The 22,452-nt window shown below is 69.3% G+C and carries 25 protein-coding genes; 21 read left to right on the top strand and 4 right to left on the bottom strand.

Annotated features, from left to right (window positions below):
- Positions 1 to 91 precede the first annotated feature (91 nt).
- From NGR01S_RS03220 to NGR01S_RS03140, 18 genes are all read left to right on the top strand, one after another.
- Positions 92 to 460, top strand: coding sequence for a hydrogenase maturation nickel metallochaperone HypA/HybF (locus NGR01S_RS03220; RefSeq protein WP_063034944.1), 369 nt, complete (start codon positions 92 to 94; stop codon positions 458 to 460).
- Positions 424 to 1,299, top strand: a complete 876-nt coding sequence (hypB, locus tag NGR01S_RS03215; RefSeq protein ID WP_063034652.1) for a hydrogenase nickel incorporation protein HypB — start codon at positions 424 to 426, stop codon at positions 1,297 to 1,299. The genes NGR01S_RS03220 and hypB overlap by 37 nt, the downstream gene beginning before the upstream one ends.
- Positions 1,300 to 1,380: 81 nt before the next feature.
- Complete coding sequence (locus tag NGR01S_RS03210; protein WP_063034651.1) at positions 1,381 to 2,436, top strand: NADH-quinone oxidoreductase subunit B family protein; 1,056 nt, start codon at positions 1,381 to 1,383, stop codon at positions 2,434 to 2,436.
- A gap of 13 nt (positions 2,437 to 2,449) precedes the next feature.
- Entirely contained in the window at positions 2,450 to 4,246 is a 1,797-nt protein-coding gene (locus tag NGR01S_RS03205; protein ID WP_063034650.1) for a nickel-dependent hydrogenase large subunit, read from the top strand.
- Between the two features lie 27 nt (positions 4,247 to 4,273).
- A complete protein-coding gene (locus NGR01S_RS03200; RefSeq protein ID WP_063034649.1) occupies positions 4,274 to 5,188 on the top strand; it encodes a NifU family protein in 915 nt (304 codons plus the stop codon).
- Positions 5,189 to 5,262: 74 nt separating this feature from the next.
- On the top strand, positions 5,263 to 5,814 hold the full coding sequence (locus NGR01S_RS03195) for a DUF5947 family protein (RefSeq protein WP_373861380.1): 552 nt from the start codon (positions 5,263 to 5,265) through the stop codon (positions 5,812 to 5,814).
- Positions 5,811 to 6,458, top strand: a complete 648-nt coding sequence (locus NGR01S_RS03190; RefSeq protein WP_063034647.1) for a DUF6084 family protein — start codon at positions 5,811 to 5,813, stop codon at positions 6,456 to 6,458. Before NGR01S_RS03195 ends, NGR01S_RS03190 begins: the two co-directional genes overlap by 4 nt.
- The gene (locus NGR01S_RS03185; protein ID WP_063034646.1) at positions 6,455 to 7,780 is read left to right on the top strand and encodes a hypothetical protein; all 1,326 of its coding nucleotides are present in this window, start codon (positions 6,455 to 6,457) and stop codon (positions 7,778 to 7,780) included. Before NGR01S_RS03190 ends, NGR01S_RS03185 begins: the two co-directional genes overlap by 4 nt.
- Before the next feature lie 13 nt (positions 7,781 to 7,793).
- The gene (locus tag NGR01S_RS33095; RefSeq protein WP_373861379.1) at positions 7,794 to 7,913 is read left to right on the top strand and encodes a DUF6893 family small protein; all 120 of its coding nucleotides are present in this window, start codon (positions 7,794 to 7,796) and stop codon (positions 7,911 to 7,913) included.
- Between the two features lie 22 nt (positions 7,914 to 7,935).
- Positions 7,936 to 8,253 (top strand): hypothetical protein, encoded by a 318-nt coding sequence (locus NGR01S_RS03180; RefSeq protein WP_063034645.1) that lies wholly within the window; start codon positions 7,936 to 7,938, stop codon positions 8,251 to 8,253.
- Entirely contained in the window at positions 8,213 to 8,731 is a 519-nt protein-coding gene (locus tag NGR01S_RS03175; protein WP_063034644.1) for a hydrogenase maturation protease, read from the top strand. The genes NGR01S_RS03180 and NGR01S_RS03175 overlap by 41 nt, the downstream gene beginning before the upstream one ends.
- Positions 8,732 to 8,733: 2 nt before the next feature.
- On the top strand, positions 8,734 to 8,976 hold the full coding sequence (locus NGR01S_RS03170) for a HypC/HybG/HupF family hydrogenase formation chaperone (protein WP_063034643.1): 243 nt from the start codon (positions 8,734 to 8,736) through the stop codon (positions 8,974 to 8,976).
- Positions 8,973 to 11,243 (top strand): carbamoyltransferase HypF, encoded by a 2,271-nt coding sequence (gene hypF, locus NGR01S_RS03165; RefSeq protein ID WP_063034642.1) that lies wholly within the window; start codon positions 8,973 to 8,975, stop codon positions 11,241 to 11,243. Before NGR01S_RS03170 ends, hypF begins: the two co-directional genes overlap by 4 nt.
- Before the next feature lie 19 nt (positions 11,244 to 11,262).
- Positions 11,263 to 11,586, top strand: coding sequence for a HypC/HybG/HupF family hydrogenase formation chaperone (locus NGR01S_RS03160; protein ID WP_063034641.1), 324 nt, complete (start codon positions 11,263 to 11,265; stop codon positions 11,584 to 11,586).
- Positions 11,583 to 12,695: a hydrogenase formation protein HypD gene (hypD, locus tag NGR01S_RS03155; protein ID WP_063034640.1), complete on the top strand. Its 1,113-nt coding sequence runs from the start codon at positions 11,583 to 11,585 to the stop codon at positions 12,693 to 12,695. Before NGR01S_RS03160 ends, hypD begins: the two co-directional genes overlap by 4 nt.
- The gene (hypE, locus tag NGR01S_RS03150) at positions 12,688 to 13,767 is read left to right on the top strand and encodes a hydrogenase expression/formation protein HypE (protein WP_063034639.1); all 1,080 of its coding nucleotides are present in this window, start codon (positions 12,688 to 12,690) and stop codon (positions 13,765 to 13,767) included. Before hypD ends, hypE begins: the two co-directional genes overlap by 8 nt.
- 93 nt (positions 13,768 to 13,860) lie before the next feature.
- Positions 13,861 to 14,922, top strand: a complete 1,062-nt coding sequence (nicT, locus tag NGR01S_RS03145; protein ID WP_218020724.1) for a Nickel transporter NicT — start codon at positions 13,861 to 13,863, stop codon at positions 14,920 to 14,922.
- Positions 14,919 to 15,695 carry a DUF6390 family protein gene (locus NGR01S_RS03140; protein ID WP_281179694.1) on the top strand — a complete coding sequence of 259 codons (777 nt, stop codon included), beginning with the start codon at positions 14,919 to 14,921 and terminating at the stop codon, positions 15,693 to 15,695. Before nicT ends, NGR01S_RS03140 begins: the two co-directional genes overlap by 4 nt.
- On the opposite strand, the gene NGR01S_RS03135 is transcribed toward NGR01S_RS03140, so the two are convergent.
- Positions 15,665 to 17,002, bottom strand: a complete 1,338-nt coding sequence (locus NGR01S_RS03135) for an MFS transporter (protein ID WP_063034638.1) — start codon at positions 17,000 to 17,002, stop codon at positions 15,665 to 15,667. The two genes, NGR01S_RS03140 and NGR01S_RS03135, sit on opposite strands and share 31 nt — an antisense overlap.
- On the opposite strand from NGR01S_RS03135, the gene NGR01S_RS03130 reads away from it, so the two are divergent.
- Complete coding sequence (locus NGR01S_RS03130) at positions 16,996 to 17,397, top strand: ArsR/SmtB family transcription factor (protein ID WP_245664413.1); 402 nt, start codon at positions 16,996 to 16,998, stop codon at positions 17,395 to 17,397. The two genes, NGR01S_RS03135 and NGR01S_RS03130, sit on opposite strands and share 7 nt — an antisense overlap.
- 47 nt (positions 17,398 to 17,444) lie before the next feature.
- On the opposite strand, the gene NGR01S_RS03125 is transcribed toward NGR01S_RS03130, so the two are convergent.
- On the bottom strand, positions 17,445 to 17,807 hold the full coding sequence (locus NGR01S_RS03125; protein ID WP_063034637.1) for an ArsR/SmtB family transcription factor: 363 nt from the start codon (positions 17,805 to 17,807) through the stop codon (positions 17,445 to 17,447).
- A 93-nt stretch (positions 17,808 to 17,900) separates the two neighbouring features.
- On the opposite strand from NGR01S_RS03125, the gene NGR01S_RS03120 reads away from it, so the two are divergent.
- A complete protein-coding gene (locus NGR01S_RS03120) occupies positions 17,901 to 19,877 on the top strand; it encodes a heavy metal translocating P-type ATPase (RefSeq protein ID WP_063034636.1) in 1,977 nt (658 codons plus the stop codon).
- Between the two features lie 97 nt (positions 19,878 to 19,974).
- Here the strand turns inward: NGR01S_RS03120 and NGR01S_RS03115 are convergent, their stop codons facing one another.
- Positions 19,975 to 21,012 carry an acyl-CoA thioesterase gene (locus tag NGR01S_RS03115; RefSeq protein WP_245664412.1) on the bottom strand — a complete coding sequence of 346 codons (1,038 nt, stop codon included), beginning with the start codon at positions 21,010 to 21,012 and terminating at the stop codon, positions 19,975 to 19,977.
- 277 nt (positions 21,013 to 21,289) lie between these two features.
- Between NGR01S_RS03115 and NGR01S_RS03110 the strand changes: the two genes are divergently transcribed.
- Positions 21,290 to 21,463 carry a CsbD family protein gene (locus tag NGR01S_RS03110; protein ID WP_063034635.1) on the top strand — a complete coding sequence of 58 codons (174 nt, stop codon included), beginning with the start codon at positions 21,290 to 21,292 and terminating at the stop codon, positions 21,461 to 21,463.
- A gap of 108 nt (positions 21,464 to 21,571) precedes the next feature.
- Here the strand turns inward: NGR01S_RS03110 and yczE are convergent, their stop codons facing one another.
- Positions 21,572 to 22,189: a membrane protein YczE gene (yczE, locus tag NGR01S_RS03105; protein WP_218020722.1), complete on the bottom strand. Its 618-nt coding sequence runs from the start codon at positions 22,187 to 22,189 to the stop codon at positions 21,572 to 21,574.
- Positions 22,190 to 22,452: the final 263 nt, after the last annotated feature.

Genomic DNA, 22,452 nt, shown 5'->3' with positions numbered 1-22,452 from the left:
CATCCTCACCGAGAACGTCGGAGCCGGATCGTTGATGTCTACATCGATCCGGCTTAGCATCCAGTTATCCCCTCGACGAGTCGAGATGATGATGCACGAACTCGCGATTGCGCAGAGTGTTGTCGACGCCGTGTGCGACCACGCGGCGGGGCGTGCGGTGTATCGCGTGACCGTCGATGTGGGTGTGCTGACCGCCGTGGTCCCCGATGCGCTCCGATTCGCTTTCGATATCGCTGCCGAAGGCACCGTCGCGGATGGCGCGAGCTTGGATATCCGGTGCGTACCGGGTGCGGCGCACTGCCGTGACTGCGGTGCGGACTTCATCGTCACCGAACTGCTCCTGCTGTGCCCGTGCGGAAGCGCGGACGTGATGCTGGGAGCGGGCCGGGAACTGCGAATCCGCTCGATGGAAGTGAGTCGGGAATGTGCGCAACCTGCGGATGTGGAAACGACACGGTAGGCGTGATCACGATCGGACGCGACGCGCCGGCCGATCCGGGACGCGAACACGGCCGGGACGGGCCGCCGCATGCGCGCGGTCCCGGCCACGAGCACGCCGGCGACGGCCATGAGCACGCACACGACGGTGGGCCTCCGCATACCCACCCGCCGGCAACCGAGACGGTATCGCTCGAGGAAAAAGTGCTCGCGCGCAACGACCATCTCGCCGAGCACAACCGCGAGTGGCTGCGCGGACGCGGCATCGTGGCCCTCAATATGACCAGTTCCCCGGGCGCGGGAAAGACCATGCTGCTGGAGCGGACGATCCGTGCGCTGCCCGATACCCCGATCGCGGTGATCGAGGGGGATCAGGAGACGGTACGCGATGCCGAGCGGATCGCCGCGACCGGAGCCCGAGCGGTGCAGATCAACACGGGGGCCGGCTGTCATCTGGATGCCGAGATGACACGCCGGGCACTGCACGCGCTGGATCCGGGGCCCGGCACGCTGCTGTTCATCGAGAACGTCGGCAACCTCGTGTGCCCGGCTCTGTTCGACCTCGGTGAGTCGCGGAAGGTCGTGCTGATCTCGGTGACCGAGGGAACGGACAAACCGCTCAAGTATCCGCATATGTTCGCGGCGGCCGGTCTGGTGCTCGTGAACAAGATCGACCTGTTGCCGTATGTCGACTTCGATCTCGCCGCCTGCACCGACTACGCGCGTGCGGTCAATCCCGGCCTGGAATTCCTCCCGGTCTCGGCGACCACCGGCGCAGGGCTCGACCGCTGGTACGAGTGGCTGGCGGAGCAGCGCCGGGCGGCCGCGACGAGCCTTGAGGGTGCAGGTCACCCCGTCTAGACTGTTGTGATCAGAGTCACAATCCGTGGTCTATGAGCCGGAACGGCCAGTCCCCGCTTCGACTCCGGAAGGTGGCAGCGTATGCCAACTCAGGAAGCGGTCCGAGCCGAAGAGACCTTGATCCATGTGCTCTGGATCAATGCCGGTCTCAGTTGTGACGGCGACTCGGTGGCGTTGACCGCCGCCACCCAGCCCAGTGTCGAGGAAATCGCCCTCGGCGCCCTCCCCGGTCTGCCGAAAGTCGCGGTGCACTGGCCGCTCATCGACTTCGAGTGCGGTCCCAATGGTGGTGCCGACGATTTCCTCGAATGGTTCTTCCGGGCAGACCGTGGCGAGATCGAACCGTTCGTGCTGGTCGTGGAGGGGTCGATACCGAACGAACAATTGCACGAGGAGGGGTACTGGTGCGGGTTCGGCAACGATCCCGCCACCGGCCAGCCCCTGACGACCAGTGAATGGCTGGACCGTCTCGCCCCGAAGGCCACAGCCATCGTGGCGGCCGGCACCTGCGCGACCTACGGCGGTATCCACGCCATGGCCGGTAACCCGACCGGTGCCATGGGCGTGCCCGATTATCTCGGCTGGGACTGGAAGAGCAAGGCCGGAATCCCGATCGTCTGTGTCCCCGGCTGCCCCATCCACCCGGACAATCTGTCGGAGACGCTCACCTACCTCCTCTACACGGCCACCGGTCAGGCCCCGATGATCCCGCTCGACGAGGCGCTACGCCCCACGTGGCTGTTCGGCGCGACCGTGCATGAGGGTTGCGACCGCGCGGGCTACTACGAGGAGGGCGATTTCGCCACCGAATACGGCTCCCCGAAATGCATCGTGAAACTGGGGTGCTGGGGTCCGGTGGTCAAGTGCAATGTGCCGAAACGCGGGTGGATCAACGGTGTGGGCGGCTGCCCGAACGTGGGCGGTATCTGCATCGGATGCACCATGCCGGGCTTCCCCGACAAATTCATGCCGTTCATGGACGAACCGCCCGGCGGGAAGTTCTCCTCCGCCGCCTCGGGCCTCTATGGATCGGTAGTCCGCAGCCTCCGCAACATCACCGGTCGTACCGTCGACAAAGAGCCACGCTGGCGGCACAGGGGCGAAAAGCTCGAGACCGGCGCGACCCGAACCTGGTAGGAGGGTCCTGGCGATGACACAGATCATCCCCGAGCCGTCGCATCGCACGATCGAACCGGACAGCCTCGTCGAGATGGCGTGGGATCCGATCACCCGCATAGTCGGCAGTCTCGGTATCTACACCAAGATCGATTTCGACAACAGCGAGGTCGTGGAGTGCCACAGCACCTCATCGATCTTCCGCGGCTACTCGGTGTTCATGCGCGGTAAGGACCCCCGCGACGCCCATTTCATCACCAGCCGAATCTGCGGCATCTGCGGCGACAACCACGCGACCTGTTCCTGCTACTGCCAGAACATGGCCTACGGCGTGCAACCGCCCCACCTGGGCGAGTGGATCGTCAACCTCGGCGAGGCGGCCGAGTACATGTTCGACCACAACATCTTCCAGGAGAACCTGGTCGGGGTGGACTTCTGCGAGAAGATGGTCGCCGAGACCAATCCCGGCGTGCTCGCGGTGGCCGAGCGGACCGATGCCCCGCACGCGCAGGCACACGGCTACCGCACGATCGCCGACATCATGCGCGCGCTGAACCCGTTCACCGGTGAGTTCTACCGGGAAGCCCTGCAGGTGAGCCGGTACACCCGCGAGATGTTCTGCCTGATGGAGGGCCGGCACGTGCATCCGTCGACGCTGTACCCGGGCGGCCCGGGAACCGTGGCGACGGTCCAGCTGATGACCGACTACATGACCAGGCTGATGCGCTACGTCGAGTTCATGAAAAAGGTCGTGCCGATGCACGACGATCTGTTCGACTTCTTCTACGACGCGATACCCGGCTACGACCAGGTGGGCCTGCGGCGCACGCTGCTGGGCTGCTGGGGTTCGTTCCAGGATCCCGAGTTCTGCAACTTCTCCTATGCGGACATGGAGGACTGGGGTCGCAAGATGTTCGTCACCCCCGGTGTGGTCGTCGACGGCAAGCTGGTCACGACCTCCCTGCTCGATATCAATCTGGGCCTGCGGATCCTGCTGGGCAGTTCCTACTACGAGGACTGGACCGACCAGGAGACGTTCGTGGCCACCGATCCGCTGGGCAACCCGGTGGACCGGCGGCACCCCTGGAACCAGCACACCAATCCCCGGCCGCAAAAACGCGACCTGGAGGACAAGTACAGCTGGGTCATGTCGCCGCGCTGGTTCGACGGCAGCGACCACCTGGCCCTGGACACCGGCGGCGGGCCGCTGGCGCGGCTGTGGTCGACGGCGCTGGCCGGGCTGGTCGATATCGGGTATGTGCAGTCCACCGGCCACAGCGTGCAGATCAACCTGCCCAAGACCGCGCTCGCGGGCCCGGTCACGCTGGAATGGAAGATTCCCGTGCACGGCAGCAACACCATCGAACGCGACCGCGCCCGGACCTACTTCCAGGCGTATTCCGCGGCCTGCGCGCTGCATTTCGCGGAGAAGGCGCTCGCGGAGATACGGGCCGGGCACACCAAGACCTGGGAGAAGTTCGAGGTGCCCGAGGAAGGTATTGGTTGCGGTTTCACCGAGGCGGTGCGCGGTGTGCTCTCGCACCACATGGTGATCCGGGACGGGAAGATCGCGAACTACCACCCGTATCCGCCCACCCCGTGGAACGCCAGTCCGCGCGACAGCTACGGCACGCCGGGTCCGTACGAGGACGCGGTACAGGGCCAGCCGATCTTCGAGGAGAACGACCGCGAGCATTTCAAGGGTATCGACATCATGCGCACCGTCCGCAGTTTCGATCCCTGCCTGCCATGTGGTGTGCACATGTACCTCGGTAAGGGGCAGAGCCTGCAGAAACTGCATTCGCCGACGCAAACGGCCACACCGGAGTGAATCCGGCACCGGCGACGGGAGAGTGAGGTGAACGCATCCCCGCACGAACCGGACGACACAGCACCCGACGGGCAGCGCTGGCGCACGGCGGGTGACCGGATCGAGACACTGCTGGAGGCCAGTTCGGCGGGTGGCGCCGTCGCTCGTGAGCGGGCCGAGGAGCTGGTGCGTGAGGTCGCCGGGTTGTACGGCGCGGGACTGGCCCGCGTGGTCGAGCTGCTGGACCCGGGGACGGTCGAACTCCTGGCCCGCGATGATCTGGTCGCGAGCCTGCTGCTCGTGCACGGGCTGCACCCGCACGGTGTGGAGGCCCGGGTGCGGACCGCACTCGACAGTGTGCGGCCGTATCTCGGCTCGCACGGCGGCGATGTCACTCTGGTCGGCGTCGTCGACGGGGTGGTTCGCCTGGAATTGACCGGAAGCTGCCGCAGCTGCCCGTCCTCGTCGGTGACCTTGGAACTGGCGGTGGAGGACGCGGTACGCACCGCCGCCCCGGAGATCGAGGCCATCGAAGTCGTGGCCGCCCACCCGGAACCGGCGGGGCTGATCGCCACCGACTCGCTGTTCTCCCGGGTGCGCGCCGACGACCGGACGGCGGGCAGCTGGGTGGTGGTCCCCGAACTCGCCCAACTCGTTCCCGGCGAAGTGGGCGGCTTCGCGGTCGCCGGCCATACGGTGCTGGCCTGCCGGGTGGGTGAGCAACTGTTCGCCTACCGGGACCACTGCTCGGCCTGTGGGCATTCGCTCGCGGGAGCCGCGCTGCACCGGCGGGCCGGCTACCCGGTCGGTGACGCGGTCCTGCGCTGTCCGACCTGTCGCGCGCATTTCGATGTCGTACGGGCCGGTGCGCGGCTCGACGGCGACGGTCACCTCGAACCGCTTCCGGTGCTCGTACGGTCCGGTGAACTGTCGGTGGCCGTACCGGTGGGGGTGCCGGGGTGAATACACCGTCGCGAGTACTCCGGCGGATCACTGCCGAATCCCCGCCCGCGGCGCGGGCGGGGGAGCGGTGTGAGATGTGTGCCGAGCCGATCGCCGCCGAACACCGGCATGTCGTGGATATCGAAGGCCGGCAGCTGATGTGCGTCTGCCGTGGCTGCTATCTGCTGTTCGTGGACCAGCAGGCGGTCCTGCGGTATCGGGCGGTGCCCGACCGCTATCTCGCCTTCCCCGGATTCACGATCGGCCCGGCGGAATGGGACGCGCTGGATATACCGGTGGGTCTGGCCTTCTTCTTCCACAACTCCGCGGAGGACCGGACCGTGGCCTTCTATCCCGGCCCCGCGGGCGCGACCGAATCGGAGCTGCCGCTGGACCGATGGCAGACGATCCGGCGGCGGCATCCGGAACTGGATGTGCTCGCCGCCGATGTCGAGGCCCTGCTCATCCGGGTTCCCGACAACGACAGCGGTCGGGCGAGCTGTCTGCTCCTGCCGATCGACGCGTGCTACGAATTCGTCGGCCGGATGCGCCTGCTCTGGCGCGGTTTCGACGGTGGCCAGGAGGTGCGTGACTATCTGGAGGAGTTCTTCGCAGCCACTTCGGCCCGGGCCCGGGACGCGCGATGAGCCCCGTGCACTCGACCACGTTCGCGGTGCTGGAGATCGCGCCCCAGCCCTATTCCGTCGCGCCGATCCTATCCGCCCGGGTCGGTATCGCCTCGCTCGCGGACGAACCGGTCCACGCGATCGCCCTACGCGCGCAGGTGCGGATCCAGCCGGCGCGCCGCCGGTACTCCGACGAAGAGGGCGCCGGGCTGACCGACCTGTTCGGCGCGCGCGATCGCTGGCGGGACACGCAGCGATCCTTCCTCTGGATGCACTGCACCACCATGGTTCCCGGCTTCTCCGGCGGCGCCGAAGTGGATATGCCGATGCCGTGTACCTACGACTTCGAAGTGACCGGATCGAAATACCTGCACGCCCTGCGCGACGGCTCGGTGCCGCTGCTCTTCCTGTTCAGCGGCACGGTGTTCCTCCAGGGCAGCGGCGGCTTCGCGATCCAGCAGATTCCGTGGGACCGTGAGGACACCTTCGATATGCCGCTGTCGGTGTGGCATGAGCTCATGGCCGCGCACTACCCCAATACCGGTTGGGTCCGCCTGCACCGGGACACCCTCGACGCGCTGGCAGCCTACAAATCCGGCCACGGCCTGCTCGGGCTCGACGATGCGGTGACCCGGCTGCTGGCGCGCGCGGAGGAGCTGCCGTGACCGCCGACCCGCTGGCCCGCGCCCGCGCCGTCGCCGACGCGGTGCTCTACGAGGGCTATCTGCTCTATCCCTACCGGGCGACCACGCGCAAGAACATGGCGCGCTGGCAGTTCGGGGTGCTGGGACCGCCGGGAGCGGCCGCGGCGGGGTTCGGTGAGGAGCCGGCGCTGTCGGCCGGGTTCCTGCTGGACCCGGCTGTGGACCCGGTACTGACGTGGACTGTCCGATTCCTCCAGCTGCAGCGGCGGCAGGTGGTCGACGGTGACGGCCGGCCGCGCGCCGAACTGTCCGTCGGCGCGCGCTCGTGGCTCTCCTGGGACGAGGCCGTCACCCAGGAGATCGTCGTCGGCCCGGTGGCCGCGGAATCCCTCGTCCGTCCGCTGACCGTCCCCGCGGGCGTCGATACCGAGGAAATCGCCGACGCCGCGGGCCGGGCGGCCGGGACCTTGGTGCGCACCCGGCAACCGCTCGCCGGTGAATTCGCGCTCGCCGTCGAGCACACCGGCGGGTTCCTACGGCTCGCAGTGGAGGTCAGCAATGTGGGGCCCCCCGCGACCGGCACCCAGGACGCCCTCGCCCGTTCGCTGATCGGCGCGCACGTCCTCGGGCAGGTCGGCGGCGGACAGTTCGTTTCGTCCCTGGATCCGCCGGCGGCGGCCGCACCGGCGGTCGGACACTGCGCGTCGCGCCGGTGCTTCCCGGTGCTCGCCGGCCCGCCCGGTGATCACAGCCTGCTGCTGATCTCGCCGATCATCCTCTACGACCACCCCGAGATCGCCGCGCAGAGCCCGGGAGAGCTGTTCGATTCCACCGAGATCGACGAGATCCTCACCCTGCGGGTGATGACGATGACCGACGAGGAGAAGGCACAGGCCCGGGCGACCGACCCGCGCGCAGCCGAGATCATCGACCGCTGCGAGGCCGTCTCGCCGGAAGCGATGCGGCAGCTGCACGGTGTGTTGCGCGAACCCGGCCCCGATCGGCCCCACCCGGTACCCGAGGTCCCGGAGGGGATCGATTGGTGGGACCCGGTCGCCGACCGCGCCGTCCGTCCCGAGAGCGACGCGGTGCCGGTGGCGGGTGTGCTGGTGCGCCGGGGTAGCCGGGTCCGGCTGCACCCGTCCCGGCGGGCCGACGCCCAGGATCTGTTCGTCGACGGTGCGCCTGCCCGGGTCGTCTCCGTGCACCAGGACGTGGACGGGGAGTCACACGTCGGGGTCGTACTGGACGACGACCCCGCGGCCGAACTGCACGAATGGTTCGGCCGGTACCTCTATTTCGCGCCCGACGAACTGGAGCCGCTCGACGAGCCCGAGAAGTGAAAGGAAGTACGTGATGCAGACGGTGGGAGTTGTCTCGACAGCGGTGGTGGCGGTGCTGGCGGCAGCGGCTGTCTACCTCGGTGTGCGCTCGGTACCGGACCTCCGGAGATATCTGAAGATCCGGCATATGTAGCGGCGGATCGGAAGGAGTCACGATGCAGGACCCGAGAGAAGAACCACAGCAGGAACGCGGTGAGCCGGGCTCGCGCGATACCGGTGCGGACACCGTGGCCGGTGGACCCGCCGAACGCGAACCGGGCGATATCGGTCACGAGGAGGTGGCCTCCGCGCACGGCGAGGACGCCGAGCGGGAGTCCGAGTTCACCTCGGAGCCGCCCGCCGGTAGCGAACCGGCCGTTCCGCCCTACCAGGAGCGCAAACCGACGGCGAACGAACCGGAGGAGACGGCGACCGGGACGGTCGACGACCAGGATGTCGGCGGGGCGACGACGCCGACCGACGGAAAGGGCTGAGCCGACGGATACCGTACTGATCGCCGGGATCGGCAATGTCTTCCTGGGCGACGACGGTTTCGGACCCGAGGTGGTGCGGCGTATGCCGGAGCGCCCGGCAGCCGGTGCGCGGGTGATGGACTACGGCATCCGCGGTATGCACCTGGCCTACGACCTGCTCGACCCCTGGGATGCGCTGGTGCTGGTCGACGCCCTGCCGGATCGCGGCACGCCGGGCCGGATCGAGGTGCTGCGGGCCGAACCCGGATGCGCCGAGACCGCGGCGCTGGACGCCCACGCGATGGATCCGGCGGCGGTGTTCGCCGGTGTCCGGGCGCTGGGCGGCACCGTGCCCCCGACCGTGGTCGTCGGATGCCAGGTCGAATCGGTGGACGAGCGGCTCGGACTGTCCACCCCGGTCGGTAACGCGGTGGACGCGGCCGTGGCGGCCGTGGACCGTGTCGTCGCCGAACTGCTCCGCCCATATCAGGAGGTGTGACCATGTGTCTCGGTATTCCCGGCCGGGTCGTCACGGTACCCGACGGCTACCACCGCCAGATCGCTGTGGTGGACGTCTCCGGTGAACAGCGGCGGGTGAACATCGGCCTGCTCGAGGACGATCCCGCGCGGCCCGGCGACTGGGTGGTCATCCATATGGGCTTCGCGGTCGAGAAGACCGACGCGGCCGGCGCGGCCGAGGCGATGGCGGGGTTACGCCTACTCGGCCGGGGTGAGCAGCCGTGACGGCCGACCGGGCGCGGCGCCGGTTCGTGGTGCGCGGTGTGGTGCAGGGCGTCGGGTTCCGGCCGTTCGTCTACACCACCGCGGCGGAGCTCTCACTGAGCGGCCGGGTATCCAACGACAGCAGCGGGGTGTTCATCGAAACCGAGGGGACCCTTGCGGACCTCGCGGAGTTCGAGCGGCGCCTGCGAACCGCCCCGCCGCCGCTGGCCGTGGTGGACTCGATCGAATGCCGGGAGCTGCCGCTGCGTGGCGGTACCGGATTCCGGATCACCGACACCACCGCGGGCGGCGGGCGTACGCTCGCTTCACCCGATATCGCGATCTGCGCGGACTGCGCCGCGGAACTGCGCGATCCCGCCGACCGGCGCTTCCGGCACCCCTTCGTCAACTGCACCAACTGCGGTCCGCGATTCACCATCATCGCCTCCCTGCCCTACGACCGGGCGCGGACATCCATGGCCGATTTCCCGATGTGCGAGCGTTGCGCCCGGGAATACCGCGATCCCGCCGATCGCCGGTTCCACGCCCAGCCCATCGCCTGCCCGGAGTGCGGTCCCCGCCTGTACTACGCCGGGCCGGGCGGCGGTGAACCGCTCGCCGCCGCGCGTGCGCTGCTGCGCGCGGGCGGCATCCTCGCCGTGAAGGGCGTCGGCGGTTATCACCTGGCCTGCGACGCCACCGACGAGACGGCGGTGGCCGAGCTGCGCCGCCGGAAACGCCGCGGCGGCAAGCCTTTCGCCGTGATGGCGCCGGATCTCGCGGTCGCCGGGGGGATAGCCGGGATCGACGGCGTCGCCGCGGCGCTGCTGACCGGCCCACAGCGCCCCATCGTGCTGCTCCCGCGCGGTGCCCGGCAGGTCGCCGGATCCGTCGCGCCGGGCAACCCGGATCTCGGCGTGCTGCTGGCCTATACCCCGCTGCACATCCTGCTCTTCGGGCTCCCCGGCGACCCTCCCGGTCCCGATGTGCTGGTGATGACATCCGGCAACCGCAGCAGCGAACCGATCTGCCATGACGACGCGGACGCCCGGGAACGCCTCGCCGGGCTGGCCGACGGATGGCTGTGGCACGACCGCCGGATCTTGGTGCCCTGCGACGATTCGGTGGTGCGCGTCGTCGACGGCGCCGAAACACCGGTGCGCCGGTCGCGTGGATACGCGCCGCTGCCACTGGCATTGCCCGTGCCGGTGGCACCGACGTTCGCGGTGGGGGCCGATCTGAAGAACGTCTGCGCGGTGGCCGACGGCCGATACGCCTGGTTGAGCCAGCACGTCGGCGATATGGACGATCTGGCGACGCTGCGGGCCTTCGACGCCACCGAACAGCACCTCCGTGAACTGACCGGTGTGCGCCCCACCCAGCTTGCCGCCGATACCCACCCGGGCTACCGCTCCACGGAGTGGGCGCGCCGCGCGGCCGGCGACCGCCCGGTGCGCACCGTGCAACACCATCACGCGCATATCGCGGCCGTGATGGGGGAGCACGGCCTCGGGCCGTCCGACACCGTGCTGGGAGTCGCGTTCGACGGCACCGGGTTCGGCCCCGACGGTGCGGTCTGGGGCGGGGAGTTCCTGGCCGCCGGGTACAAGGGCTGCCGTCGGCTGGCGCATCTGAAATATGTGCCGCTGGCAGGTGGCGATACGAGCGTGCACCGGCCGTACCGGATGGCGCTGGCGCATCTGTGGGCAGCGGGTATGGAATGGCGGCCCGCGATCGCCTCGGTGCGCGCCTGCCCGGCGGCCGAACGCCCGGTGCTCGCCCACCAGTTCGAAACCGGGCTGGGCTGTGTGCCGACCTCCAGTATGGGCCGGCTGTTCGACGCGGTGGCCTCGCTGGCCGGGATCCGCCACACCGTGGATTACGAGGCGCAGGCCGCTATCGAACTCGAAGGTGTGTCCCGGCACGGCGATACGGACGGCGTCGACTACCGGTTCGCGTTCGATACCGGCCGCGACCCGATACCGATCGATCCCGCCCCGGTGCTCGCGGCGGTGGTCGCTGATACCGCGCACGAGGTACCGGCGGCGGTGATCGGCGCCCGTTTCCACGCCGCGCTCGCGCGGCTGGTGCTCGAGATTGCTCTGGCCCATACGGGACCGGCCACGACCGTCGCCCTGTCGGGCGGGGTGTTCCAGAACGCGCTGCTGCTGTCGGCCACCCGGCGGCTGCTGCGGGCGCACGGTTTCACCGTGCTCACCCACCACCGGCTGCCGCCCAACGACGGCGGTCTCGCGTTCGGTCAGGTGCTCGCGGTGGCCGCGGGCTGAGTGGAGAAGGAGGACGATCATGTGCCTGGCAGTTCCCGGAAAGGTACTCAGCCTCGAGGAGCGCGACGGCACGCTCATGTCGGTCGTCGATTTCGGCGGCGTGCACAAGGACGTATGCCTGCAATACATCCCTGATGTCGCGATCGGCGACTACGTCGTCGTGCATGTGGGGTTCGCCATCAACCGGCTGGACGAGGAATCGGCGCTGCGGACCCTGGCCGAATTCGAACACCTCGGTGTGCTGAACGAGGAGTTCGCCGACGGTTTCGCCGTCGCGGCCGCGCAGGCGGGAGTGGAAAACCCGGAAGCGCCGCGGCAGCGCGACCCCGAGGAGGAGCCGTGAAGTATCTCGACGAATTCAGTGATCCGCACTTGGCGAAGAAACTTCTCGACCGGATCCGCGCCACCACCGACCGCCGATGGGCGATCATGGAAGTATGTGGTGGGCAGACACATTCGATCATCCGGCACGGAATCGACCAATTGCTGCCGGACCGGATCGAGATGATCCACGGCCCGGGCTGCCCGGTATGCGTCACCCCGCTGGAGGTCATCGACAAGGCCCTCGAGATCGCCGCCCGGCCCGGGGTGATCTTCTGCTCCTTCGGCGATATGTTGCGGGTCCCGGGCAGCGAGAAGGATCTCTTCCACGTCAAGAGCGAAGGCGGGGACGTCCGGGTGGTCTACTCGCCGCTGGACGCCCTGGAGCTGGCCAAAGCGAACCCGGACCGGCAGGTGGTCTTCTTCGGAATCGGTTTCGAGACCACCGCCCCGGCCAACGCGATGACCGTCTACCAGGCCCGGCGCCTCGGTATCGAGAACTTCTCGCTGCTGGTATCGCATGTGCTGGTGCCGCCGGCGATCGCCGCCATCATGGAATCGCCGCAGTGCCGGGTCCAGGCGTTCCTGCTGGCCGGGCACGTGTGCACGGTGATGGGTACCGAGGAGTATCCGCCGCTGGCCCAGCGGTACCGGGCTCCCATGGTGGTCACCGGGTTCGAACCGCTGGATATCCTCGAGGGCATCCGCCGCACGGTGGCGCAACTCGAGGCGGGCCGGCACGAAGTGGAGAACGCTTATCCGCGCGCGGTCTCGGCGGCGGGGAATCCGGCGGCCAAGGCCATGCTCGACGATGTCTTCGAGGTCACCGACCGGGCCTGGCGGGGGATCGGCGTGATTCCGGACAGCGGGTGGCGGCTGTCGGCGCGCTACCGCGATTACGACGCCGAATACCGGTTCGCGGTGGGCGAACTGCATGCGGCCGAATCGGCGATCTGTCGATCCGGCGAGGTCCTGCAGGGTCTGATCAAACCCAACGAATGCGCCGCGTTCGGCACCCAGTGCACACCGCGCAACCCGCTGGGCGCCACCATGGTCTCCTCCGAGGGCGCGTGCGCCGCCTACTACCTGTACCGCCGACTGGACCAGCCCGCGGAGGTGGCCCATGCGTGAGGATCCGATGACCCCGACGGTGACGATCGATGCCGACGCGTGGGTCTGCCCGATGCCGCTGCGCGACGCACCGAATATTGTGATGGGCCACGGCGGGGGCGGGGCCATGTCGGGGGAGCTGATCGAGCACCTGTTCCTTCCGGCCTTCGGGGCCGCCGCCGACACCGGTCTGGGAGATTCCGCGGTCGTCACGGTCGACGGCACCCGCCTGGCCTTCTCCACCGATTCCTTCGTCGTGAAACCGCTGGTGTTCCCGGGCGGTTCGATCGGCGAGCTCGCGGTGAACGGCACCGTCAACGATCTGGCCATGGCCGGTGCGCGGCCCCTGGCCCTGTCCACCGCGTTCATTCTCGAAGAGGGCACCGCGCTGTCCGAGATCGCCCAGGTGGCCGAGGCGCTCGGCACCGCGGCATCGGCGGCCGGTGTCTCGCTGGTGACCGGCGATACCAAGGTCGTGGACACCGGGCACGGTGACGGCATCTTCATCAACACCGCCGGTATCGGTGTGCTCGCCGACGGCGTCGATATCCGGCCCGAGCGCGCGGCCCCCGGCGATATCGTCGTGGTCAGCGGTGAGATCGGGGTGCATGGTATCGCGGTGATGAGTTGCCGCGAGGGCCTGGAGTTCGGGACGGCGGTGCTCAGCGATACCGCGCCGCTGGGCGGCCTGGTGGCAGCCATGCTGGAAACGGGTGCCGACCTGCACGTACTGCGCGACCCGACCCGCGGCGGGGTGGCCGCCACGCTGAACGAGATCGCCCGTGCCGCCGGCACGGGTATCGCGCTGGACGAGACCGCGCTGCCGGTACCGGCAGCGGTCCGGGACGCGTGCGGGCTGCTCGGCCTGGACCCGATGTATGTCGCCAACGAGGGCAAACTGGTCGCCTTCGTACCGCCCGCCGACGCGGAGCGGGTGCTGGCGGCGATGCGCGCCCATCCGCTCGGGGCCCACGCGGCGGTGATCGGCCGCTGTGTCGAGGAGCATCCGGGCATGATGGTGGCGCGCACCGCGCTCGGCGGTACGCGGGTGGTCGATCTGCCCGCCGGTGAGCAGTTGCCGCGGATCTGTTGATGCGGCGCGTCCGCTGGGGCCGCCGCCCGGAAGGAACGAGGTACACCGACGGTGCGGAAATCGGTGGCGGCCCTGCGAGCGGGCTGGTCGGATCTGGATCCCGCGCAGCGCCGCAGCGTGGCCGGGATGACCCTCACGATCGTCGCGCTACACCTCATCGGCTTCGCGACACTGCTGTTCCTGGTGGTTCCGGGCGGCTATCTCGTGGACGGCGCCGTCTTCGGTGCCGGGCTCGGGATCACCGCCTACACACTGGGGATGCGGCACGCGTTCGACGCCGACCATATCGCTGCGATCGACAATACGACTCGCAAACTGGTGGCCGAGAACCAGAAACCGCTGTCGGTCGGTTTCTGGTTCTCCCTCGGGCATTCCACCATCGTGTTCGTGCTGGTCGCCCTGTTGGCGGCGGGGGTGAAGGCGCTCGCGGTCGATCTGCAGGACGACAATTCGCGGTTGCAGCGGTGGACCGGCGTCTTCGGCACCGGTGTCTCGGGTACCTTCCTCATCCTGATCGGGTTGCTGAACCTGATATCGCTGATCGGAATCTGGCGGGTGTTCCGCGGTATGCGGAGCGGGGTGTACGACGAAGCCGAACTCGAACGCCGGCTCGATGACCGCGGCGCGCTGAACCGCGTATTCGGTCCGCTGATGCGCGCGGTCCGCCGGCCCTGGCAGATGTATCCGGTCGGCTTGCTGTTCGGACTCGGATTCGACACCGTCACCGAGGTGGGTCTGCTCGTGATCGCCGGTGGCGCGGCGGCCACCGATCTGCCCTGGTACGCGATTCTCGTACTGCCCGTGTTGTTCTCGGCGGGTATGTCGCTGTTCGACGCCATGGATGGCACGTTCATGAACTTCGCCTACGGCTGGGCATTCGCGGGCCCGGTCCGCAAGATCTACTACAACTTCGTGGTCACCGGTCTGTCGGTCGCGGTGGCCCTGTTGATCGGGGCGCAGGAGATCATTTCCATCCTGACCGAGAAGCTCGACCTCACCACCGGCCCACTCGCCTGGATCGGTGCGCTCGATCTCGGCGCGATGGGGTTCATCATCGTCGGTCTCTTCGTCCTGACCTGGGCCGCCGCCGCGGCCGTCTGGCGATTCGGTGACGTCGAGCGGCGGTGGCGGCGCGAAGTACCGGTGGACCCGTGAACTCGCCCGCCGATACCCGCACCGCCCGGGGAACCGAGATGTTCGCCCGCTACGCCTACGCGCCCAACCTGCTCGGCTACTGCGGCCCGACCGAGACCTCGGCCCTGCGCGGCGGCACCCCGGAGCGGGTGCGGGCCGCCGCGCGTCATTTCACCGGGGCCTGGCCCTACCTGCGGGTGATGTCGCGGATGACGGGTATCGCCGATCCGCTGGACCACCGGCTAGTCGAGTCGTACTGGATCGGCGGCGGCGTCGGCGCGGGGCTGGATCCGGACGCCTTCGTCACCGAACTGCTCGCCGTGATCGGCCCGGCCGCGGGGCACTATTGGCAGTACCTCGCCGCGGAGTCGCTGGCCGGTGAGGCGGCGGCCAATCACTGCTTCCACGTGTTCGGTATCTACCCCTGGACCCGGCTGCTCGGTCGCGGCGGGGGACAACCGATCCGGGTATTGGACTGCTGCCGGATCAGCTGGGCCACCGTGACGGCCAGACACGGGGAGGAACTGACGGTGCGGCGTCGCCGGTTGCGCTTCGAGGCGGGCCGGTTGCGGTTGGGCGCGCCCACGGCGCTGACGGTACCCGTATGGGAGGACGGGTACTCCGCCGTGCCCGACGCCTCGCCGGGGCAGCTGGTCGCCCTGCACTGGGACCGGCTGTGCGGCCCGCTGACTCCGGTACAGGTGCGCACGCTGGCCGTGACGACCGCTCGGCAGCTGCGGGTCACCAACCGGCGATTGGCATATCAGCCGACCGGTGTGGGCCACCGCCGGTGATCGTCGTCGATGACGAAGGTGTGGATGTGCCGGTAGCTGTTCGCGCCCACCGGTACCGCGTCGTGGATATGCCCGGGATCGGTCCGGCCGTCGTGGACGTGGCCGAGCGCGGCGGGATCGTGCCGGGGCCAGCACCGCAGCGCCGCGACCAGACCGGCTCCGGCGACGAGGGCCAGCACGATCCAGGTGGTGGCGAACCCCGTCGAGGTGGCGAGCAAGCCTGCCAGCGGGTAGGTGATCAGCCAGCACAGATGCGAGAGCGAGAACTGGGCCGCGAAGAGGGGTGGGCGGTCCAACGGATGCGCCGAGCGCCGGAGTACCCGCCCGGCGGGAGTGATCGCCAGTCCGGTTCCGGCGCCGATGAGTGCCCACACCGCGAGGGCGGCGGGCCGGCTTTCGGATCCGGACAGCGCCATCGTGATCGCCATTACGATGCCGAGAACGAGGGTCCCCGCCCCGGCGAGCACGATCGAGCGTTCTCCGACCCGGTCCAGCACCCGGGGCAGTACCAGGGCCGCGAGCATCGTGCCGAACCCGTTGGCCGCCAGCAGTACCGCGACCTCGGCGGGCGAACCACCCAGAACATCGCGGACGTAGTTGACGGTATTGACCATCACGACCGATCCCACCGCCGCCACCACGAGGTTCACCCCGAGCAGTCCGCGCAGCCGGGGGGTGGCGGCGAAGATCCGCATACCGGCGGCGGTCCGGTGCCATATCCCGGTCGCCGCGCGGCGGACGGGATCCGGGATCGCCGTACCCGCGACCAGTATCGCGGAGACGAGAAAGCCCAGGGCGGTGCCGGCGAACAGCCGGTGGAAATCCAGCACGGTGAGCAACAGCGCCGCCAGCAACGGGCTGAGCAGGCTCTCCATCGTCGCGGCGAGTTGTGATGCGGACAATGCCCGGGTGTAGTCGTGTTCGTCGGGCAGGATATCGGGCAGTGTGGCCTGGAAGGCCGGGGTGAACACGGCCGACGCGGTCTGCAGCACCGCGATCGACAGATAGACCTGCCACACCTCGTGCACGAAGGGCAGACTCAGCGCCGCCGCGACGCGCACCAGGTCCAGCGTCACCAACAGGCCTCGGCGCGGCAGTCGATCGGCGTAGGCCGCCGCGACGGGCGCGACGGTGACATACACGGCCATCTTGATCGTCAGGGCGGTGCCGAGGACCAGGCCCGCGTCCTTTCCGGCGAGCTGATAGGCGAGTAGCCCCAGCGCCACGGTGGCCAGACCGGTACCACACAGGGCCGACACCTGCGCCGCGAACAGGCGCCGGTAGGCGCGATGGGCGAACAGTGACAACCCTCGACTCCTCGATCCGTGCCGAGCAGGCAGAATACGTGCTCGTGTACGCACACGATTCTAGTAGTCATTGGTCCGAGCTCCCGTCCCCGGATCTCGTGGACGCGGCAACCACGGCGCTGCGGATGCTGTCCGACCCCACCCGGCTGCGGCTGCTGTGGCTACTGAGTGGCGACGACGAACTGGATGTCGGTTCGCTGGCCGCCCGGGTTTCACTGGCCCGGCCGGCGGTCTCGCAGCATCTGGCCAAGCTCGAATTGGCCGGATTGGTGGTGCGGCGGCGGGACGGCCGACGCATGCTCTATCGCACCCGAGGTGGTCACGTGCGCCGTCTCCTGGTCGAAACGCTGAACGCCGCCGCACACCGGGTGCGCGGAATACCGGACCACGATTGAGGTCCCACGCTCACCGCCGGTGCCGGGCCGCCCCGTTCCGGCCGGGCTCAGCCTGCCGCTTCGGGGCGGTCGGCGAGGCCCAGGCGGAGGTGTTCGCTGTGGTAGATCGCCTCGTCGAGCAGTTGGGCGACATGACTGTCGTACAGGCTGTAGACGATGCTGCGCCCGCTGCGCGCGCCGGTGACCAGGCCGAGGTTGCGCAGTAGTCGCAGTTGGTGCGATACCGCCGACTGCTCCATTCCGACCGCCGTCGCCAGCTCGGTCACCGGTAGGGGGCCCTGGCGTAGTTCGCTGAGGATGAGCAACCGGCTCGGCGTGGCCAATGCCTGCAGAGTGGTCGCGACGCGGGCCGCCGCGTCCCCGTTCAATCGCGCGATCGGGCGGTCCCGGCCTTCGACCCCGTGTCCCATAAGCAGACAGCATATCAACCAGCATGAATGAAGACGTCTTCATGTGTTCTGTTATGGTCGGTGAATCGTTCGTTCCCGCCGTGGAGGTGACCTGTGGCCGTTCCGACGCGTACGCCCATCGATTCGACGCGCGTGCCCGCCGCCGTGGCCGTGCGCCGGACGAAAATGTTCGAACTGCCCGAGACCCGTTGGGCGGCAACAGCGGTGGTGCTCTTCGCGGCCGGAGTCGCGACGCAGCTGGCCGACGGCCCGGCCTGGTCGTGGTGGGCGCTGTACCTGGCCTGCTACGCCGCGGGCGGGTGGGGATCCGCCACGGCCGGACTGCGCGCGCTGTGGAAGCGGACGCTGGACGTGGATCTGCTGATGGTGGCCGCCGCGCTGGGTGCCGCGGCGATCGGCCAGGTCGGGGACGGTGCGCTGCTGATCGTCATCTTCGCCACCTCGGGCGCATTGGAGGCCTTCGCGAGCGCGCGGACCGAGGATTCGGTGCGCGGTCTGCTGGACCTGGCGCCGGATACCGCGACCCGGGTCACCGCGAACGACGAGGAGGAGACGGTCCCGGTCGCCGCACTCGAGATCGGCGATACGGTCGTGGTCCGCCCCGGTGAACGGATCGCCGCCGACGCCACCGTGGTGGCCGGCAGCAGCGAAGTCGATCAGGCCACCATCACCGGAGAGCCGCTTCCGGTGGACAGATCCGTCGGCGACGAGGTCTTCGCCGGCACCCTCAACGGCACCGGCGCCCTGTGGATCCGGGTCGACCGCCGCGCACAGGATTCGGTCGTCGCCCGGATCGCCACCCTGGTCGAGCAGGCGAGCCACACCAAGGCCCGCACCCAGCTGTTCATCGAGAAGATCGAGCAGCGCTACTCGGTGGCCATGGTGGCCGCCACCCTGGCCATCTTCGTGGTGCCGCTGCTGTTCGGTGAGTCGCTGCAGCCGGCGCTGCTGCGCGCCATGACCTTCATGATCGTGGCCTCCCCGTGCGCGGTGGTGCTGGCGACCATGCCCCCGCTGCTGGCCGCCGTCGCGACCGCCGGGCGGCACGGAGTTCTCGTCAAATCCGCCGTCGTGATGGAACGACTCGGTACCACCGACCTGCTCGCGTTCGACAAGACCGGAACATTGACCCGCGGCGTTCCGGAGCTGGTCGAGATACGGTCCACGACCGATTCGTTCGACGCCGACGCGGTGCTGCGGCTCGCGGCAGCCGTGGAACGGCCCAGCGAACACCCGCTCGCCGCGTCCATCGTCCGGGCCGCTCGTGCGCGCGGGCTCGAGGTACCCGCGGTCGGCGATTTCGCCGCCGAACCGGGCCGGGGCGTCAGCGCGCGCGTCGGCGATCACCACGTCGAGGTCGGCTCGCCGGCGGCGCTGGTGGTGGCTGCTCCCGGCGCGGATACCGCCGCGGCCGCGGCCGCGGCCCTGCAGTCGCGTGGTTGCACCGTGGTCGTGGTGACCTACGACCACCGGCCGATCGGCGTCCTCGCCCTGGCCGACGAAATGCGCCCGGAGGCCGCCGCCGCGGTCACGGCGTCGCGGCAGCTGACCGGGGCGAACCCGGTGCTGCTGACCGGTGACAACCGGGTGGCCGCCGAGCGGCTGGCCACCCGGGTCGGGATCACCGATATCCGGGCCGAGTTGCTGCCCGCGGACAAGGTCACCGCGGTCCGGCAGTTGCGGGCCACCGGCGCCGCGGTGACCGTGGTGGGTGACGGGGTCAACGACGCGCCCGCTCTCGCGGCCGCGCACGCCGGTATCGCCATGGGCGGCGCGGGTTCGGATCTGACCCTGCGGACCGCCGATGCCGTGGTGGTCCGCGACGATCTCATCGCCGTCCCCGCGGTGCTGGCACTGGCCCGGCGGGCCCGCCGTATCGTGATCGCCAATCTGGTGATCGCCGCATCCTTCATCGCGGTGCTGGTGGTGTGGGATCTGGTGGGCACCCTGCCACTACCGCTCGGCGTGGCGGGACACGAGGGCTCCACGATCATCGTGGGTCTCAACGGCCTGCGCCTGCTGCGCGGCGCCGCGTGGCGGCGAGCCTTGGGAGCCGGCCCGGCGGCTTGACGGGTGGCCCCGGACCCGGCGGATCGCCGCCCCTGGGCGCTGCGGCGTTCCGGGCACATCCTCGGGCCCGGTTCCCGACGGCGGGCCCCGGCCTGACTCAGCCCGGAAGCGGCGCGCGGAAATGGCTGGGTTCGGCGTCGGCCGGTAGATCGGCGGCGGTGGCGAACGGTTCGGCCTCGGCGCGCAGGTCCACGAGATGACGGGCATGGGCCGCCAGGGACCGGTCCTCGTCGGAAACCGGTGTCCACTGCTGGATGGGCCGCGCTTTGCCGGCGGCATCCACCGCCACGACCACGGCCAGGCCGTGCGCGGCGAGGGCCGGTTCGTCGGAATGCGGATCGGTCGCGGTCACGTGCACGCTGATGTGCATACTGCGCGGGCCGGTATGGATCAGTCGGGCGGTGACCTCCACGATATGGCCGATGACGATGGGCCGGTAGAAGCGGATCCCGCCGAAATAGGAGGTGATCACATGCTGACCGGCCCAATCGGCGCCGCAGACATACGCGGCTTCGTCGATCCACCCCATCGTGCGGCCGCCGTGCACCTTACCGCCCCAGTTGATATCCGACGGCGCCGCCAGGAAACGCAGGGTCGCGCTCGGCGCGGTGCCGGCGGCGGTGTAGCGCTGCGCGGCCATGGCCTCCTCGATCCGCTTCCGGACCGATATCCGGGCCCGGGCCTGCCGATGGCGCCGCAGTTCGAGGATCGTGGCCGGTTCCCACTGGGGCACCGCGACCGTGCGCCGCGCCTCGTCGACGGCGACGAAGATCGTGAGGCACTGCGCCGTCTGGACCGGTTTCTGCCGAGTGGGGTCGGTCGAGTAGACGCTGACCAGAATGTGCATGCTCGTCCGGCCGGTGTGGACGAGGTTGGCGTGCAACTCGACGAGTTCTCCGACCGCGATCGGCCGGTCGAGGTGGATATTGCCCACATAGGCGGTGACGCAGTAGCGGCCGCTCCACTGGGCCGCCGCGGCATAGGCGACCTTGTCGATCCATTCGAGGAGCTTGCCGCCGTCCACCGCGCCCGCGATACCCGCATCGGCGGGTTTGACGAGGAAGCGGTGGATCGCCTCGGACCGTCTACCGGACGCGGCCGGGGTCGGGAGGGGGTCGATGGTTGTGGCGTTCACGGGCCTGCCGATCTGCTCGGTGGTGGAGTTACGGGTCCCGACTCCGTTGTCGTCGGAGCAGAATAGGCAGGTGCGGCGCTACGGGCGAGTAGGACGCCGCCCGCGGCCGGGAACCCGGCGATTCGCGCGGTGTACGCAGATCCCGGTCGGGTCGCGGATGCGCCGCGGTGGTCCGGCAGCGGCACGAAGTGGGGTGTTTGAGGGGGCGCGCGGTGGTTATTCGCCCGACGATCGGTCGGACCGCCGGCCGGTGACATCCGACAAGAGGGGATAGGCGATGGGTGCGAAGGACAAGTTCGACAACAAAGCCGAAGAACTCGCTGGTCAGGCCAAGGAAAAGCTCGGGAAGGCCACCGGCGACGAGAAGACGGAGAACGAAGGCAAGGCCGACCAGACCAAATCCAATCTGAAGGACGCGGGCGAGAAGGTGAAGGACGCCTTCCGCGACTGATCGAGCCGGCGAACGGGCGACACCGGTATACCGGTGTCGCCCGTTCGGTGTCCGGATCGGCCCGAAGACGCGGATCCGGCGCGCGGACCGGTGGCGGGCCGCCCGGGGTCAAGGGCCGGAGGGGGCCGGCCCGTTCTCGCCGCCGACGGGCCCGGGGACCACGTCCGCGGCCTGCGTTCGCCGGGTCGCGGGGGCGTCGAATCCGGGTAGCCGGCCGGCGACGAGCGGGATCATCAGCTGGATCAGCGGTCCGATGGCGACCGCGTAGAGCACGGTGCCGAAACCGACGCTGCCGCCCAGTAGCCAGCCGCTGGTCAGGACTGTCACCTCGAGGACCGTCCGGACCCGGCGGATGGGCCATCCGGTCCGGCGGGCCAGCCCCGTCATCAGACCGTCGCGCGGGCCGGGTCCCAGACCCGCGCCGATGTACAGCACACTGGCCGATGCGTTGAGCACGACCGCGAAGACCATCGCCCCCAGCCGGACCGGCATCGACTCCCAGTGCGGCAGCAGCCAGAGTCCCGTATCGACCGAAATGCCGACGAGCACCACATTGCTCACCGTGCCCACACCGGGCCACTGGCGCAGCGGAATCCAGGCCAGTAGTACCACCGCGCCGGTCAGCACGGTCACCGTGCCGAAGCTCATCGGCAGCTGCCGGGTGACGCCCTGGTGGAAGACGTCCCACGGGTCCAAACCGACTGCGGCGCGGATCATCACGGCCATCGAGAAGCCGTACAGCCAGAGCCCGGCGAACAGGGCGGTGAGACGTCCGGTCACGGCACGAGCTTCCCCGGATCTGGCCTCGTGGTACAGAGCCACCTGCGCACAACTGGATGCTCGCCCGGCCGGGTGAACGGCCGGTGGCCATCTATTTCTGGGGGAGATCCGGCGCGGGCGGCTCGCGCGCCGGATCTTCGACCCCGTCGCGGAGGGCCATCGCCGAATCTGTCTCCCGGCGAACTGGAGTCGAACCGCGGCGCGCGGAT

It is taken from the genome of Nocardia grenadensis NBRC 108939 (assembly GCF_001613445.1).
Taxonomy (GTDB): domain Bacteria; phylum Actinomycetota; class Actinomycetes; order Mycobacteriales; family Mycobacteriaceae; genus Nocardia; species Nocardia grenadensis.
Note: the sequence above shows the minus strand (reverse complement) of the source record. Positions and strands in the feature narration are given on the sequence as shown.